This window comes from Citrobacter sp. R4 (assembly GCF_026719175.1).
Lineage (GTDB): Bacteria > Pseudomonadota > Gammaproteobacteria > Enterobacterales > Enterobacteriaceae > Citrobacter_A > Citrobacter_A sedlakii.
Map to the genome: position 1 here is coordinate 156,569 of NZ_JAPPSU010000001.1, position 16,030 is coordinate 172,598.

At 55.6% G+C, this 16,030-nt stretch carries 15 protein-coding genes and 1 pseudogene; 4 read left to right on the forward strand and 12 right to left on the reverse strand.

Translation table 11 applies throughout. The features are described from left to right. Nucleotides 1–185 precede the first annotated feature (185 nt). Both chiP and chiQ read left to right on the forward strand, forming a co-directional pair. Complete coding sequence (gene chiP, locus OOJ60_RS00745; RefSeq protein ID WP_042285435.1) at nucleotides 186–1,592, forward strand: chitoporin ChiP; 1,407 nt, start codon at nucleotides 186–188, stop codon at nucleotides 1,590–1,592. Between the two features lie 50 nt (nucleotides 1,593–1,642). Next, nucleotides 1,643–1,975 carry a ChiQ/YbfN family lipoprotein gene (gene chiQ / locus OOJ60_RS00750; RefSeq protein ID WP_042285432.1) on the forward strand — a complete coding sequence of 111 codons (333 nt, stop codon included), beginning with the start codon at nucleotides 1,643–1,645 and terminating at the stop codon, nucleotides 1,973–1,975. 39 nt (nucleotides 1,976–2,014) lie between these two features. On the opposite strand, the gene tcuC is transcribed toward chiQ, so the two are convergent. The 9 genes and pseudogenes from tcuC to ybfF all read right to left on the reverse strand — a co-directional run bounded on the left by tcuC (nucleotide 2,015) and on the right by ybfF (nucleotide 9,646). Beyond that, on the reverse strand, nucleotides 2,015–3,304 hold the full coding sequence (gene tcuC, locus OOJ60_RS00755; RefSeq protein ID WP_042285430.1) for a tricarballylate/proton symporter TcuC: 1,290 nt from the start codon (nucleotides 3,302–3,304) through the stop codon (nucleotides 2,015–2,017). Nucleotides 3,305–3,358: 54 nt separating this feature from the next. Then, complete coding sequence (tcuB, locus tag OOJ60_RS00760; RefSeq protein WP_060568897.1) at nucleotides 3,359–4,498, reverse strand: tricarballylate utilization 4Fe-4S protein TcuB; 1,140 nt, start codon at nucleotides 4,496–4,498, stop codon at nucleotides 3,359–3,361. Further along, nucleotides 4,485–5,888, reverse strand: a complete 1,404-nt coding sequence (gene tcuA, locus OOJ60_RS00765; protein WP_199956445.1) for an FAD-dependent tricarballylate dehydrogenase TcuA — start codon at nucleotides 5,886–5,888, stop codon at nucleotides 4,485–4,487. The genes tcuB and tcuA overlap by 14 nt, the downstream gene beginning before the upstream one ends. Before the next feature lie 96 nt (nucleotides 5,889–5,984). Then, entirely contained in the window at nucleotides 5,985–6,911 is a 927-nt protein-coding gene (gene tcuR / locus OOJ60_RS00770; RefSeq protein WP_042285423.1) for a tricarballylate utilization LysR family transcriptional regulator TcuR, read from the reverse strand. A gap of 130 nt (nucleotides 6,912–7,041) precedes the next feature. Continuing rightward, on the reverse strand, nucleotides 7,042–7,488 hold the full coding sequence (gene fur, locus OOJ60_RS00775; RefSeq protein ID WP_042285420.1) for a ferric iron uptake transcriptional regulator: 447 nt from the start codon (nucleotides 7,486–7,488) through the stop codon (nucleotides 7,042–7,044). Next, a pseudogene (locus tag OOJ60_RS24800) lies at nucleotides 7,481–7,566 on the reverse strand (fur leader peptide). Before OOJ60_RS24800 ends, fur begins: the two are co-directional and overlap by 8 nt. 203 nt (nucleotides 7,567–7,769) lie before the next feature. Beyond that, a complete protein-coding gene (gene fldA, locus OOJ60_RS00780; RefSeq protein WP_042285419.1) occupies nucleotides 7,770–8,300 on the reverse strand; it encodes a flavodoxin FldA in 531 nt (176 codons plus the stop codon). Between the two features lie 150 nt (nucleotides 8,301–8,450). Further along, nucleotides 8,451–8,744, reverse strand: a complete 294-nt coding sequence (gene ybfE, locus OOJ60_RS00785; RefSeq protein WP_042285416.1) for a LexA regulated protein — start codon at nucleotides 8,742–8,744, stop codon at nucleotides 8,451–8,453. Between the two features lie 128 nt (nucleotides 8,745–8,872). Beyond that, nucleotides 8,873–9,646: an esterase gene (gene ybfF / locus OOJ60_RS00790; protein WP_205611761.1), complete on the reverse strand. Its 774-nt coding sequence runs from the start codon at nucleotides 9,644–9,646 to the stop codon at nucleotides 8,873–8,875. A 189-nt stretch (nucleotides 9,647–9,835) separates the two neighbouring features. Between ybfF and seqA the strand changes: the two genes are divergently transcribed. Together seqA and pgm are read left to right on the forward strand one after the other, a co-directional pair. Next, nucleotides 9,836–10,381 (forward strand): replication initiation negative regulator SeqA, encoded by a 546-nt coding sequence (gene seqA, locus OOJ60_RS00795; protein WP_042285411.1) that lies wholly within the window; start codon nucleotides 9,836–9,838, stop codon nucleotides 10,379–10,381. A gap of 23 nt (nucleotides 10,382–10,404) precedes the next feature. After that, nucleotides 10,405–12,045, forward strand: a complete 1,641-nt coding sequence (gene pgm / locus OOJ60_RS00800) for a phosphoglucomutase (alpha-D-glucose-1,6-bisphosphate-dependent) (RefSeq protein ID WP_060568893.1) — start codon at nucleotides 10,405–10,407, stop codon at nucleotides 12,043–12,045. Between the two features lie 70 nt (nucleotides 12,046–12,115). Here pgm and potE read toward each other — a convergent pair whose 3' ends face one another. The 3 genes from potE to speFL all read right to left on the reverse strand — a co-directional run bounded on the left by potE (nucleotide 12,116) and on the right by speFL (nucleotide 15,991). Further along, nucleotides 12,116–13,435: a putrescine-ornithine antiporter gene (potE, locus tag OOJ60_RS00805; protein ID WP_042285407.1), complete on the reverse strand. Its 1,320-nt coding sequence runs from the start codon at nucleotides 13,433–13,435 to the stop codon at nucleotides 12,116–12,118. Beyond that, nucleotides 13,432–15,630 carry an ornithine decarboxylase SpeF gene (speF, locus tag OOJ60_RS00810; protein ID WP_205611762.1) on the reverse strand — a complete coding sequence of 733 codons (2,199 nt, stop codon included), beginning with the start codon at nucleotides 15,628–15,630 and terminating at the stop codon, nucleotides 13,432–13,434. The genes potE and speF overlap by 4 nt, the downstream gene beginning before the upstream one ends. A 256-nt stretch (nucleotides 15,631–15,886) precedes the next feature. Next, nucleotides 15,887–15,991, reverse strand: a complete 105-nt coding sequence (gene speFL, locus OOJ60_RS00815) for a leader peptide SpeFL (protein WP_106875989.1) — start codon at nucleotides 15,989–15,991, stop codon at nucleotides 15,887–15,889. Nucleotides 15,992–16,030: the final 39 nt, after the last annotated feature.

Consider the following 16,030-nt stretch of genomic DNA (forward strand, 5'->3'; position numbering starts at 1 on the left):
ATGAAATATGTGCGGTTGCTCATACTCTTACATTCTCGTTACAGAAAGGTATTGATAATTCGCGTCGCGAAAAATAGTCTATTCATTGTAGTCAGCGAGGTCTTTCTCAATGCTACTTTTCACTTTTATTTTTTGGCTGTTAGCCGTTGGCGACAGCACTTTAAAACGTCAAAGAGGATTAACACATGCGTACGTTCAGTGGCAAACGTAGTGCGCTGGCGCTGGCTATCGCCGGTATCACAGCAATGTCGGGCTTGGTTGTTGTTCCACACGCTCATGCCGAAGGTTTTTTTGATGACTCCACTCTGACGGGCGGGATCTATTACTGGCAGCGCGAGCGCGATCGTAAAGACGTTACCGACGAAGACAAATATAAAACGAACCTTTCTCATGCGACCTGGAACGCCAACCTGGATTTCCAGTCCGGCTACGCGGCTGATATGTTTGGCCTCGATATCGCGGCCTTCACCGCTATCGAAATGGCGGAAAACGGCGACAGCGGTCACCCCAACGAAATTGCCTTCTCGAAAAAGAATAAAGGCTACGACGAAGATTACTCGGGCGATAAAAGCGGAGTAAGCCTGTATAAAGCGGCGGCGAAATTTAAGTATGGCCCCGCCTGGGCGCGCGCGGGGTATATTCAGCCAACCGGACAAACGCTGTTAGCACCGCACTGGAGCTTTATGCCGGGCACCTATCAGGGTGCCGAAGCCGGGGCGAACTTTGACTACGGCGATGCGGGCGCGCTGAGCTTCTCCTATATGTGGGCCAACGAATACAAAGCGCCGTGGCACACCGAGGTCGACAAATTCTATCAGGCCGATAAAAAGACTAAGGTCGATTACCTCCATTCCGTCGGCGCGAAATATGATTTCAAAAACGACCTGGTGCTGGAAGCGGCATTTGGACAGTCTGAAGGCTATGTCGATCAGTACTTCGCGAAAGCCAGCTATAAGTTTGATTTAGGCGGCAACCCGCTGACGACCAGCTACCAGTTCTACGGTGCGCGTGACAAAGTGGATGATCGTAGCACAAACGATATTTACGACGGTACAGCCTGGCTGCAGGCGTTAACCTTCGGCTACAAGGTCGCGGAAGTGGTTGACCTGCGTCTGGAAGGCACCTGGGTGAAAGCGGAAGGGCAGCAGGGTTACTTCCTGCAGCGTATGACCCCGACTTATGCCTCCTCCAACGGTCGTCTGGATATCTGGTGGGATAACCGTTCTGACTTCAACGCCAACGGCGAAAAAGCGGTCTTCTTCGGCGCGATGTATGACCTGAAAAACTGGAACCTGCCAGGTTGGGCAGTGGGGGCGTCTTATGTGTATGCCTGGGATGCGAAGCCGTCCACCTGGCAGAGCAATCCTGATGCGTACTACGACAAAAACCGCACTATCGAGGAATCATCTTACAGCCTGGATGCGGTCTATACCCTGCAGGACGGACGCGCCAAAGGCACCATGTTTAAACTGCACTTCACTGAGTATGACAACCACTCCAACATCCCAAGCTGGGGCGGTGGTTACGGCAACATCTTCCAGGATGAGCGTGACGTGAAATTTATCGTCATTGCCCCGTTCACCATCTTCTAATGCCCATACGCGGCGGGCCATGCGCCTGCCGCACCGTTGAGGACTGTTCTATGAAAAAACTGATACTCATCGCCGTGATGGCTTCGGGACTGGTGGCCTGCACAACGACGACGGCGCCAAAAGAAGACAGCCGTCTGAAAGAGGCGTACAGCGCCTGCATCAATACGGCGCAGGGATCGCCAGAAAAAATCGAAGCCTGCCAGAGCGTTTTAGCGGTGCTGAAGAAAGAGAAACAGCACGAGCAGTTTACCCGTCAGGAAAGCGTTCGCGTACTGGATTACCAGCAGTGCATACAGGCGACGCGTACCGGTAACGATCAGGCGGTAAAAGCCGATTGTGACAAGATCTGGCAGGAAATCCGCAGCAACAATAGCGCCAAATAACCCAGGGGGCGGAGAGGGTCTCCGCCCCTGTTTTCTGGCTTAATTCTCTACGGGGTGGTAACTGCGGCTCAGGCGAACAAACAGCATAGCCGTCGCGGCGAAACCACATAGTGCTGCGCACATCAGCCACCATCCTGGCGAACTTTTATCACCGGTCATCTCAACCAACGCAGTAGAAATTGCGGGAGTCAGCCCCCCGAAAATGGCCGTCGCAAGGCTGAACGCCAGCGAAAACCCCACCGTTCGTACGTAGACCGGCATCACTTCGGTCAGCGCGGCGACCATCGCGCCGTTATACATGCCAAAAAAGAACGAGAACCACAGTAGCACCAGGGTCATACGGGTGAAATCCGGCGCGGCGGTCAGCCAGTGCATCACCGGCCAGGTCGTGATGAGCGCAAGCAGAGTAATCCCCATCAACACCGGACGACGGCCGATTTTATCGGAGATCGCGCCGCCAATAGGCAGCCAGATAAAGTTAGAAATCCCGACCAGCATGGTGACTATCAGGCTGTCACGCGCGCTCAGATGCAGAACGGCACGGCCGTAGGTGGGCGTATAAACGGTAATAAAATAAAAAGTGGTGGTGGTCATTGCCACCAACAGCGTACCAGCGGTGACGATGCGCCAGTTTTTCGCAATGGTGGTCAGTATTTCCCGGGTATCGGGGCGGTGCTTACGCTGGATAAAGGCTTCGGTTTCTTGTAGCGAACGGCGCAGTACAAAAATGAGCGGAATGATCATGCAGCCAATAAAGAACGGAATGCGCCAGCCCCATTCAGAGATTTCATCGTGCCCGAGCGTGACGTTCAGACCGTAGCCGATCAGCGCAGCCACCACAATCGCCACCTGTTGGCTGGCCGACTGCCAGCTGGTATAGAAACCTTTATTGCCCGGCGTGGCGATCTCTGAAAGATAAACGGAAACGCCGCCCAGCTCCACGCCGGCGGAAAATCCCTGCAACAATCGGCCCAGCAGCACCAGCACTGGCGCCAGTACGCCAATGGTCTGGTAGCCAGGCACGAGGGCGATCAGCAGCGTACCGCAACCCATGATCGCCAGCGTTACCATTAACCCTTTACGGCGGCCAATTCTGTCGATATACGAACCCAGCACAATCGCCCCGACGGGACGCATCAAAAAGCCGGAGCCGAAGACGGCAAACGTGAGCATTAAAGAGGCGAATTCACTTTCTGCCGGGAAAAACGTTTTCGCAATATAAGTGGCGTAAAAACCAAACAGAAAAAAGTCGAACTGCTCAAGAAAATTACCGCTGGTTACCCGCAGTATTGCGCCGAACGTGCCGGCGCGCGATGGTTGTTGGCTCATGGGATTGCTCTCCACTGTCTTATCGTAATAGTTATTGAGGTAAGATGTTGCGGGTCAGTCGCCTGCGACCCCCGCCTGTTTTCCGCGCCGCTTCTCGATCGCCCATTTGAGTAACGAAGCGCAGCGGTAAAATCCGTGGGCAAATTTTCCGTACGGGAGGGTTAAAAAGAGCGCCATTACCACGCCAAGATGCACAGCAAGCAGAACGCCCATCCACGTGGAATCCCTCCCTGCCAGCAGTCCCAGCCCTGTCAGGCTGGTCAACAGCAACAGCAAAATAAAACCGCGATCCATCGGTTTTTGTCGCGCGTCACCGTGCAGCGGCGAGCGCTTTACGTTCAGCCACAGCAAACCCGCAGGACCGATAATCAGACCTACCCCCCCGAGGGTGCCGAGGAGCACCGGCACGCTGAAAAACGGATAAGGGGCTTCCCACCCGGCAAAATAGTGATAGCCGGTCGCCACCACGGTGGCGGCGAAGCAGAGCATAAAACCGTAGAAGGTCAAGTGATGGAAGCGACGGCGCAGCAATGTAAAGGCATCATCGGCTTCGTTACACCCTTTGCCGTGTCCGCCGTCGAGGTACTTCAGCGTCAGGGCATTGTGCGTCGCTTCGGCAATCTCCACGGGCTGCGGCGCGCCGGGGGAGATCTCACGCCAGAAGCGGATCACGCCAGCCATCAACAACCCCATCGCCAGAATAAAGACGGAACCAAACATCCAGGCCAGCAGGTTATGCGGGAATATCTGGTAGAAGTCGCCAGCCAGCGGCGGGTGCAGCAAGGAGCCTTTCAGACTCATCGCCAACAACAGGAAGAAAATCAGCGCAAAGACCAGCGTTAGCGCGACGGTCATGCCCGCCCGGCGATACAACGCGCCAAACGCGGCGGGCCGGGCATAATGCTGATAGGTTTCGAGGCGCACTTCCGCCATCGCTTTCGGTACGTTAATGGCGAACTCATGAGGGGGCGCGTACTGACAGGCGTGCAGACAGGCGCCGCAGTTATGGCACAGGTTAGCCAGGTAGTTGATGTCCGCTTTGCCAAACTCAAGACGTTGAGTCATCGCCGGAAAGACGGCGCAAAAGCCTTCGCAGTAGCGGCAGGCGTTACAAACCTGCATCACCCGTTCCACTTCGGCTTCCGGTTCGGTAATGATTTGTGCCTCAATAATTAATTTCTCAAGCTGCTTCATGGTGCGCCTCCTTACGTGCGGCCTGGGCGGCTTCTTTACCAGCAATGCAGCCAAACGTGGTGCCAATCGACATGCCAACGCCAGCGGTATAGCCTTTGCCCAGCACATTGCCCGCCATCATTTCTCCGGCGACAAACAGGGTACGGCTGGGTTTTCCGGCGAAATGCACCGCCGCGCGTTCGTTCACTTTCAGGCCGAGGTAGGTAAACGTGATCCCTGGCCGCAGGGCGTAGCCGTAATAAGGCGGCGTATCGAGAGGGCGTGCCCAGTGCGTTTTCGGCGGCGTTAACCCGCTGGTGGCGCAGTTATCCAGGACGGTGTGATCAAAGTGTCCAGGCTGGCAGGCCTGGTTGTATTGCCTGACGGTAGCGCTAAAACGTTGTGCATCCAGCCCCAGTTGGCAGGCCAGCTCTTCCAGCGTATTGGCCTGCGCGCCGGGGAATACCGGTGGCATAAAGTGACCAATGGCTTTGCTGTCGATAATGGAATAACCAATTTGCCCCGGCTGTTGGGCGACCAGGCGCCCCCAGATGGCATAGCGTTTCGGCCAGAAATCTTCGCCTTCGTCATAAAAACGCGCTGCGTCGCGGTTGACCACCACGCCTAAAGAGACGCAGTCCACTCGCGTGCAGATCCCGCCGTCATACAGTGGCGCGCGGGCATCAATCGCCACGCAGTGCGACTGGGATGGATCGCCAATGATGTCGGCGCCGGCATCGATCATAAATTTAAGCAGGACACCCTGATTAAAGCGGGTGCCGCGGATGAGAAAATTATCGGCGGGCCATTCCCCACGCGCGTTTTGTCCCCAGGCTTCACGTAGCCATTCGCGATTGGACTCGAAACCGCCAGCGGCGAGTACACAGGTTCTGGCCTCGATGCGTTCATCGCCCGCCAGCGCGGCGACAAACTCGCCGTCATGTAACTCCAGCGCTTGTACCGGCGTGTTATAGCGGATGGTGACGCCGAGCGCCTCCGCGCTGCGATAATAGGCGTTGACCAGCGCTTTGCCGCCGCCCATGAAAAAGGCGTTCGTACGCGCAACGTGCAGTGCGCCTGATAACGGTGGCTGAAAATTCACACCGTGTTTGCGCATCCAGTCACGGCACTGCGAAGAGGTGCGGATCACCAGTCGTGCCAGCGCTTCGTTGGTATTGCCTTCCGTTACCCGCCAGAGATCCTGCCAGTACTCTTCTTCGGGATAACGGTCGACCAGCACATCCTGCGGCGCATCATGCATACAGCGCAAATTACGGGTGTGCTGTGAATTGCCACCGCGCCATTCGCGCGGCGCCGCTTCCAGCAGCAGCACCGACGCACCGGCCTCCCGGGCGGTTAAGGCGGCACACAGCGCGGCATTGCCGCCGCCAATCACCAGAACATCAACCATCGTAGACTCCATTACGCTTTAACAAATGTTAAATTTGTAATGAAAATGTATACGCATGGGTTGTGGGGGCGCTATGAGGTACTGCTAAAACCCTCTTTAGTTAACGTAAAGGGTGGCGCCTGGCCAGCGGTCAGCCTCAACCAGTTCACGCATCACTTTACCCAGCACGACGCGAGCTGCCAGCCCCGCCGGGGTCAGTTCGTCATCCGATAAACTGACCAGAAAGTTGGGACGGCTGAGGACCGGATTATGGACGCCGATCACGCGCAGGTCGTCCTGGTCCAGTCGGGAAATCGCCGCGCCAGGTTGTAGGGTGGCGCCCAGACCGTCGCGGACCGCCCGCATCAGTAGCGTCAGACCGTCAATTTCCGCAACGATATCAACCTGCAGCGCGTGCTCTTGTGCGATAGCCTCCAGTCTGCCGCGCAGACCGTGGCCCTGACTGGGCATCACGAGGGGAATATTCGCCAGTTGAGCAGGCATGATGTTGTCTTCAGGGAATATAGCCAGCAGGGGGTGGGGGCCGATCAGAAACAGCCGCTCTTCCAGAACCGGCTTCGCGCTCCAGCGCAGGATCTTCTCTTTCTGAAAGACGACCGCTAAATCAAGCTGGCGGGTGTTAATCATCCGCTCAAGATTGCCGGAGAGACTCTCCACGACGTGCAGCCGCACGTCAGCGTAGCTTTCCCGCATGGCGTTAATAAACGGAATGCCCAACACCGATGCCGTACTGGGCGCCATACCGACGCTAACGTGGCCGGATAACCGCGCCTCACGCGCAGCAAGAATGGCGTCGTCGGCATGCCGTAGCGCCAGTTGCGCCTGAGAATAAAAGGCCAACCCCGCGTTAGTGGGCGTGACGCCGCGCGACGTTCGTTGCAGCAGGCGGATGGCGAGTTCGCTTTCCAGACGTGTCATTTGTTGGCTCAGCGCCGAGACGCCAATGTCGAGATCCAGCGCGGCGCTACCCATGCTGCCGGTTTCAACAATACGAACAAAATAACGTAACTGGCGAAGTTCCATTTCGATTCTCCGGACAGGTCAGGGAAGGGAATTTTTACATTAAAGCAACACGGGCGGGGAGGGAAGGAAAACGGCGGGATCGCGCCCACAAAAAAGCCAGCCCGCAGGCTGGCTTTCATCAAGCGTAAAATTATTTGCCGTCGTGCGCGTGTTCATCTTCGCGGCAGTCGCCTTCGGCGCAATGGCCATAGAGATAGAGGCTGTGGTTCGTTAAACGAATACCGTGCTTCGCCGCAATCTCACGCTGACGGGCTTCAATCGAATCATCACTAAATTCAATCACTTTGCCACAATCGAGGCAAATAAGGTGATCGTGATGATGCTGCTGGGTCAGCTCAAAAACGGATTTGCCGCCTTCAAAATTGTGGCGGGTTACGATACCGGCGTCATCAAACTGGTTCAGCACGCGATAGACGGTCGCCAGACCAATTTCTTCACCCATGTCGATCAGTCGTTTGTATAAATCTTCCGCACTGACGTGATGGTTATCCGGTTCCTGAAGCACTTCCAGAATCTTTAAACGTGGAAGCGTTACTTTCAGGCCAGCCTTCTTTAATGCGGTATTGTTGTCAGTCATGCGGAATCTGTCCTGTTGCTAAACGATTCACTTCATACGAGAAGTGACAGAAATTGCATTCGAGATAATGCCTCTCATTATAGGACTGCCATCCTTAAATGAAAACTGCAAGCCTCGGGCAAATGTTAATAAAAACGTGGTATTGCCTGGAAATGAGAGCGCCACCTAATAACTCCCGCACATTGTACAGGGATGGGCAAGAAAGTTACAAATTTGTAGCAATTATTTTGATTGGTTTTGTCTATTGATGCGGCGCAAATGGTCTTTGCGCCGCACGGTCATCAGGCGTTGATGATTTCATCCAGGTGCAGTTCTTCAGAAATCTGCTTAACCCATTTCTCAACGCGCTCGGCGGTCAGTTCTGGCTGGCGATCTTCGTCAATGGCCAGACCGACAAAGTGATCGTCATCGGCCAGGCCTTTCGACGCTTCAAAATGATAACCCGCGGTCGGCCAGTGACCGACGATGGTCGCGCCGCGCGGCTCAATGATGTCGCGGATAGTGCCTAACGCGTCGCAGAAATATTCCGCGTAATCTTCCTGGTCGCCGCAGCCGAACAGCGCCACCAGCTTACCGTTGAAATCAATCTCTTCCAGAGTCGGGAAGAAGTCGTCCCAGTCACACTGCGCTTCGCCATAGTACCAGGTCGGGATACCAAGCAGCAGGATGTCATAGCCTTCAAGATCTTCTTTGCTGCTTTTTGCAATGTCATGCACGTCGGCAACATCTTTACCAAGCTGTTTTTGAATCATTTTTGCGATATTTTCGGTGTTCCCGGTGTCGCTGCCGAAAAAAATGCCAGTGATTGCCATGAGTAAAGTAACCTCTTGAAACTTATTGAAATGGTGGGGGCAAATTGCCCACAGATAAGGGCAATCATAGCAGAACAGTCAGGTATGCGGAAATAGCAAACGCACGCGAGTGCACTCCCTGCTACATGAAAGTGATAAATTGTGCGGGTTTCAGACTGAACCCTGGCGTCGCAACGTCGCCAGTTGGCTCATGAGGATTTCTTCGATCAGCTCGCTGCGGCTGATGTCGCGCGATTCCGCCAGTTCATTCAGGGCGTCGACGGCTTCCGCGTTGAGCTTAAGTTCAACACGTTTCAGGCCACGAACTTTGTCGCGTTTAAGCTGGTTGCGCTTGTTAATGCGCAGCTGTTCATCGCGTGAAAGCGGATTGGTTTTAGGTCGTCCCGGGCGACGCTCGTGCGCGAACAGATCTAATGTCGTACGGTCCGTTTGTTCTTTGGCCATGATTTTGGTGACTTCGGGGAAACAATCAGCCAGGCCTCTGCCCGGATGGATAGCGCGCCATCATACATCAGCGGATGGGGCACGCCAACGTTCGCGCGCGCAATCGCGCGCGGACGCTGAGTTTTTAATCAGTTTGCGCTGTCGTTCAGATAACGACGAATGGCGCGCAGCACTGCGTCAGGTTTTTCGGCATGAACCCAGTGGCCTGCGCCCGCGATGACATGCGCGCGCGCCTGTGGGAATTGCGCGAGCAGGTCGTCGCGATACGCCTCGGTGACGTAAGGGGAATTGCCGCCAGGGATAAACAACGCCGGGCGATCCCAGGCTGGAATCGGCTGCCAGCCGACAATATGCGGATACTGATCCCACAGCGCCGGCACGTTAAAGCGCCATTCGCCGTCAACGTACGACTTCAGCAGAAACTGAATCACGCCCTCTTCTCTGAGATGGTCGCGCATGACGGCAGCCGCCTCCTTGCGCGTCGTGGCCTGAGACGCCGTCACGGCGTTGATCGCCGCGAAAATCTCATCGTGGCGTCGTACCTTATAATCTACCGGGGCGATGTCGATCGCCACCAGACGATCGATGCGTTCCGGGGCCAGCGCGGTCAGGGCCATCACCGCCTTGCCGCCCATCGAGTGGCCAATAAACGTGGCTTTTTCGATCTGCTGCGCATCCAGAGTGTCGAGCAGATCCTGCGCCATCGCCGGATATGTCATCAGCGGATCGCGGGGCGAGAGGCCGTGGTTACGCATATCGACCTGGAGGATATCGTGATCGCTGACCAGCTCGCGGGCCAGCACGCCGAGATTGTCCAGGCTGCCAAACAGACCGTGAACGAGGACGATGGGAGAATTATTGTGCAGGTTTTGTGCAGTTTGCGCTCGGATATTCAATTTCATGGCAAAGTTCTTTTTTTCGCTCTGTCGGGTTAGGGTATTATGTTGACCATTCTGCCACTGGGCTGCAACTGATACGGTTTACTCCGAGTTTTTTGTTCAGCCAGGTTTGACGCTATCCGCTGTTGGGATTTGCTCCTATAATTCCAACGATTTGTATTCAGATCAGTTATGACACCGCACTGGATTAAGATGAAAACGATTGAAGTTGATGATGAACTCTACAGCTATATTGCCAGCCACACCAAGCATATCGGCGAGAGCGCGTCCGACATTTTACGGCGTATGTTGAAGTTTTCCGCCGCATCGCAGCCCGTCGCATCGGCGACAAAAGAGGCACGCGCCGCGCAGCCTGTGAGCGCAGAAGTGAAACCCGTCAATCCCGTCAAAGACAAAGTGCGCGCTATGCGCGAGCTGCTGCTGTCCGATGAATATGCCGAACAGAAAAAAGCGGTGAATCGCTTTATGCTGGTGCTGTCTACACTTTACTCACTGGATCACCAGGCGTTTGCCGATGCCACCGACTCGCTGCATGGCCGCACTCGCGTCTATTTCGCGGCGGATGAACAGACGCTGCTGAAAAACGGCAATCAGACCAAGCCGAAACATGTGCCTGGCACGCCGTACTGGGTGATCACGAACACCAACACCGGCCGTAAATGCAGCATGGTCGAACACATCATGCAGTCAATGCAATTCCCGGCGGAATTGATTGAGAAGGTTTGCGGAACAATTTAATGCTTGCATAAAAGGACCAGGCAATGGCAATCCACAACCGTGCAGGTCAACCTGCGCAACAAAGTGATTTGATTAACGTCGCCCAACTGACGGCGCAATATTATGTACTGAAACCCGAGGCAGGGAATGCCGAGCACGCGGTGAAGTTCGGTACCTCCGGACACCGCGGCAGTGCAGGTCGCCATAGCTTCAACGAGCCGCACATTCTGGCGATTGCCCAGGCTATCGCCGAAGAACGTGCGAAAAACGGTATCACCGGCCCTTGCTATGTGGGGAAAGATACCCACGCGCTGTCCGAACCGGCGTTTATCTCGGTGCTGGAAGTGCTGGCGGCCAACGGTGTCGACGTGATTGTTCAGGAGAACAACGGTTTTACCCCGACGCCTGCGGTGTCGAACGCTATCCTGGTTCACAATAAAAAAGGGGGGGCGCTGGCGGACGGTATTGTCATCACGCCGTCTCACAACCCGCCGGAAGACGGCGGCATCAAATACAACCCGCCGAACGGCGGCCCGGCAGATACCAACGTCACGAAAGTGGTGGAAGACCGCGCAAATGCGCTGCTGGCCGACGGTCTGAAGGGCGTGAAGCGCATTTCTCTCGATGCGGCGATGGCGTCTGGTCACGTCAAAGAGCAGGATCTGGTGCAGCCGTTTGTGGAAGGGCTGGCGGAAATTGTTGATATGGCCGCCATTCAGAAAGCGGGCCTGACGCTGGGCGTCGATCCGCTGGGCGGTTCCGGTATTGAATACTGGAAGCGTATTGCGGAGCACTACAAGCTCAACCTGACCCTCGTGAACGATCAGGTGGATCAGACCTTCCGCTTTATGCACCTGGACAAAGACGGCGCGATCCGCATGGACTGTTCCTCAGAGTGCGCGATGGCTGGCCTGCTGGCGCTACGTGATAAGTTTGATCTGGCGTTTGCCAACGACCCGGACTATGACCGTCACGGTATCGTCACGCCGGCGGGGCTGATGAACCCGAACCACTATCTGGCGGTCGCTATCAATTATCTGTTCCAGCACCGTCCGCAGTGGGGCAAAGAGGTGGCGGTGGGTAAAACCCTGGTTTCCTCGGCAATGATTGACCGCGTGGTCAACGATCTGGGCCGCAAACTGGTCGAAGTGCCGGTGGGCTTCAAATGGTTTGTTGACGGCCTGTTTGACGGTAGCTTTGGCTTTGGCGGTGAAGAAAGCGCGGGCGCATCGTTCCTGCGTTTCGACGGTACGCCGTGGTCCACCGATAAAGACGGGATCATCATGTGCCTGCTGGCGGCGGAAATTACCGCTGTCACCGGTAAAAACCCGCAGGAACACTACAACGAACTGGCGGCGCGTTTCGGCGCGCCAAGCTATAACCGCCTGCAGGCGGGCGCAACCTCTGCGCAAAAAGCTGCGTTGTCGAAGCTGTCGCCGGAAATGGTCAGCGCCAGCACGCTGGCAGGTGATCCGATCACCGCGCGCCTGACCGCGGCGCCGGGCAACGGCGCGGCGATCGGCGGTCTGAAAGTGATGACGGAAAACGGCTGGTTTGCCGCGCGTCCATCCGGTACGGAAGACGCCTATAAAATCTATTGCGAAAGTTTCCTCGGCGAAGAACATCGCAAGCAGATCGAAAAAGAAGCGGTTGAAATCGTCAGCGAAGTGCTGAAAAACGCCTGATGCGTCAGGCGTTACCGACAAATGAAAAGGCGCCGTAAGGCGCCTTTTTTGTCTCAGGATGGGGGCTAACTTACCCGTGCTTATTCTTCAGCTCAAAGCGCGGCGATACCAGTCCGTATAGCGTCCAGCCGAGGAAGGTGACAATCGAGCCATACAGCATCGCTTCTTCCCCCGACGAGTAGAGCGCGTAGAAGCTGTACATCGCGCCAACAAACGCCACGAAGTTTGCCATTTTCGCTTTCGCTGGCGGGACGTTCGCCACCCGCTGAATAATCACCAGCGCGGCCATCGACAGGATATACGGAATAATATTGGTGACCACCGCCAGGTTGACCAGCACATTAAACTGGCTGTTCAGCGACGGGCTAATGGTCATCAGCGAGAGTCCGCTCTGAATAATCACGATAGTCAGCATCCCCTGTACCGGCGCATCGACCTTAGTCACCCGCGAGAAGATTTTCGGGAAATAGCCTTCATCGGCAGAGGATTTAAACACCTGAGCGATGGTGAACTGCCAGCCCAACAGGGAACCGCAGCAGGACATGATCATCAGCGCCATGATCACTTTCCCCACTTCCGGCGTGAACATCTGGGCAAACGCCAGACCAAACGGGGCCGTGGAGTTGGCCAGGTCCATGTTCGGCACAATCCCGGCAATCACGTTGGTGGAGACGATGTAAATCACCGCTGCGCCAAGCGTACCGCCAAGAACCGCTATCGGCACGTTGCGTTCAGGGTTATCCACCACTTCCGCGTTAGCGCAGGCGGACTCCAGGCCGAGGAAAGCCCACAGCGTCATGGCGATAGACGACCCGACGGCGGTAAAGAACGGCACGTGATGCGGGTTCCATGAGTTCGCGTACAGCGTCGGACTGAACCAGAACCAGCCGATGATGCACAGGCCAACTACCGGAATGATCACCCCCCAGACGGTAATACTGCTGATCTGCCCGGTAATCCGCGCGCCGCCGAAGTTGGCAACCGTACAGATCCACAGAACGCCGATGGTGGCGAGGCCAATCTGCACCGGCGTGAGCGTCGCGCCGAACAGCTCGGTCCCGTAGCCCACCGCGGAAATGGCAATCGCCACGTTGGCGATTAACAGCGACACCCCATAGGTATAGTTGGCCATAAAGTTACCGGACTTGCCAAATGCATACTCCGCGTAGCCGCCCATGCCGCCAGATTTGCGGCTGAACATCCCGCACTTGGCGAACGCCCAGGCCAGCGCCATGGATCCGACAGCGGTGACCAGCCAGGAGATAATCGAAATGGTGCCGACCTCCGCCAGCTTGGTCGGCAGCATGATGATCCCGGAGCCCATCATGTTGACCATCGTCAGAATGGTAAGCTGCATCACGCCCATTTTGTTGGCTTTGGCTTTACTCATAATGTTTCTCCTTTCAGCAGACCGTCATGCTCTTGTCGCGCTTTGATCACGTAGCACCACACCTGCTTACGACCATCACATTCTTCGATGTAGACCCCCTGCAGCTCCGGCGCAAAGCCCGGCAGCAGGTTGATCCCTTCTTCCAGCGCGCTGAAATAGCGCAGCACCGCGCCGCCCCAGACTTCGCCGGGCACGACGCACAGCACCCCCGGCGGATAAGGCAACGCGCCTTCCGCGGCAATACGGCCTTCGGCTTCCGGCAGCGGCACCAGTTCCACCTCGCCGCGCAGATAGGCGTAATTTGCCTCCTGCGGATTCATGCTGACGCGTGGGAAATGCGCTTTACGGAACATCTCTTTTTGCAACTGCTTAACGTTGTGGCGCGCGTACAGGTCGTGCATCTCCTGGCACAGCTGGCGCAGGCTGTATCCGGCGTAGCGTGCTTCATGCTGCTTGTAGATGGAGGGCAGCACGTCGGCCAGCGGCGCGTCGGACGCCAGCAGTTTTTCGAAACGCACCAGCAGTGCGACAAGCTGCTGCAATTTCGCCATGTCTTCTGCCGGGGTCAGCAGAAACAGGATCGAGTTGAGATCGCATTTTTCCGGTACGACGCCGTTTTCGCGCAGGAAGTTGGCGAGAATGGTGGCCGGAACGCCAAAGTCGTCATATTCGCCGGTCCGCGCATTAATGCCCGGGGTGGTTAACAGCAGCTTGCAGGGGTCGACAAAATACTGATGCTCTGCGTAGCCTTCGAACGCGTGCCAGCTTTCGCCGGGTACAAAGTGGAAGAAACGCAGATCGCTGGCGATGGTCGCCGTTGGCCAGGCATGCCACGGTTTCCCGTCCACCGTTTCCGGGACAAACGGACGGATATACTGACAGTTCTCAAGGATCAGCTTGCGGGCGTCGATGCCGTTCGCCACGCAGTCCATCCACATATTTCGGCCGCTGGCGCCCTCGTGCATTTTGGCGTTGATATCCAGCGCTGCGAACAGCGGATAAAACGGGCTGGTGGAGGCATGCATCATAAAGGCGTTATTCATGCGCTTATGCGGCACGTAACGTGACTGCCCCTTGATATGACTGTCTTTTTTATGGATCTGCGAGGTCTGGGAGAAGCCAGCCTGTTGTTTATGCACCGACTGGGTCACCAGAATGCCCGGATCGTTTTCGTTCAGTTCCAGCAGCAGCGGTGAGCAGTCCGCTATCATCGGAATAAACTGTTCATAGCCGACCCACGCGGAGTCAAACAGAATGTAGTCGCACAGATGACCAATCTTATCCACCACCTGACGGGCGTTATAAATGGTGCCGTCGTAGGTACCCAACTGAATCACCGCCAGGCGGAACGGACGCGCATCGCGGGCGCGCTGAGGCGCGACTTCGCCGATCAGTTCCCGCAGATAACGCTCTTCAAAGCAGTGGGCGTCGATCCCACCGATAAAACCATACGGGTTACGCGCGGTCTCCAGATATACCGGGGTGGCGCCCGCCTGCAATAATGCGCCGTGATGGTTTGACTTGTGGTTGTTACGATCGAACAGCACCAGGTCACCCGGCGTCAGCAGCGCGTTGAGCACCACTTTGTTCGATGATGACGTTCCATTCAGCACAAAATAAGTTTTATCGGCGTTAAACACTTTTGCCGCGTGCTGCTGGGCGACGCACGGCGCGCCTTCGTGGATCAGCAAGTCGCCCATCGCCACGTCAGCGTTGCACAGATCGGCGCGGAAAATCGTTTCGCCAAAATACTCAACGAACTGGTTGCCAGCAGGATGGCGACGGAAAAACTCGCCGCCCTGGTGTCCGGGGCAGTCAAAGGCGCTGTTACCCTGGTTAACGTAATCGACCAGCGCACGGAAGAACGGCGGACGTAACTGCGTTTCATAGTGGCTCGCCGCGGTTTCCAGTTGCCGACCATAATAGGCGCTACGGGCTTCATGGCACTCAAAAACACCCGAGATACGCGGCAGGAATTCCGCCGGGACGCGCTCTTCATTTTCGGTCGCGACAAACACCGGGATACCGTAGCCGGTGGCGTCAATTTCTTCGAGTTTACCTCGTTCAATATCATTGACCGATAACACGACCGCCGCCACGTCAATAAAATGGGTTTCATCCACATTTACAATATTACGCTGCGTTGAGAAGCAGTCGGGGCAGGAACGGCTTACGGCAATTTTTAATTCAGACATGTTCATCTCTTTATTTCAGGTAATAGCAGGTCCTCAATTTCTCAAATGAGAAACTGATAGCGCCGGAATAAAAGCAAAGTCCATCCCCTGATAAATAAAATCAGTGAATTGCTTTTTTTAGGATGCAAAAAACCTTACCTGTCCGGTTACAGGCAAATTCAGGTTTACGCAGTGTGAGCACTTGGAGATACAGGCGCAGGCCTGTGATACAGCGAGTCAGGAAGACCTGTATGCTGACGTGCCCATAGTCGAACGACTAACGGGCGTTAAAGAAATGAAAGTCAAAACTATTACGGTGGGCAAACATCATAATATGTGTTGTTCGCCTGATATGGGGCATTAAGCGGTTATTGTTTTCCATTTTGGTTACCTTTCCTTTATCAGTAGAAGGTGAGGGTAT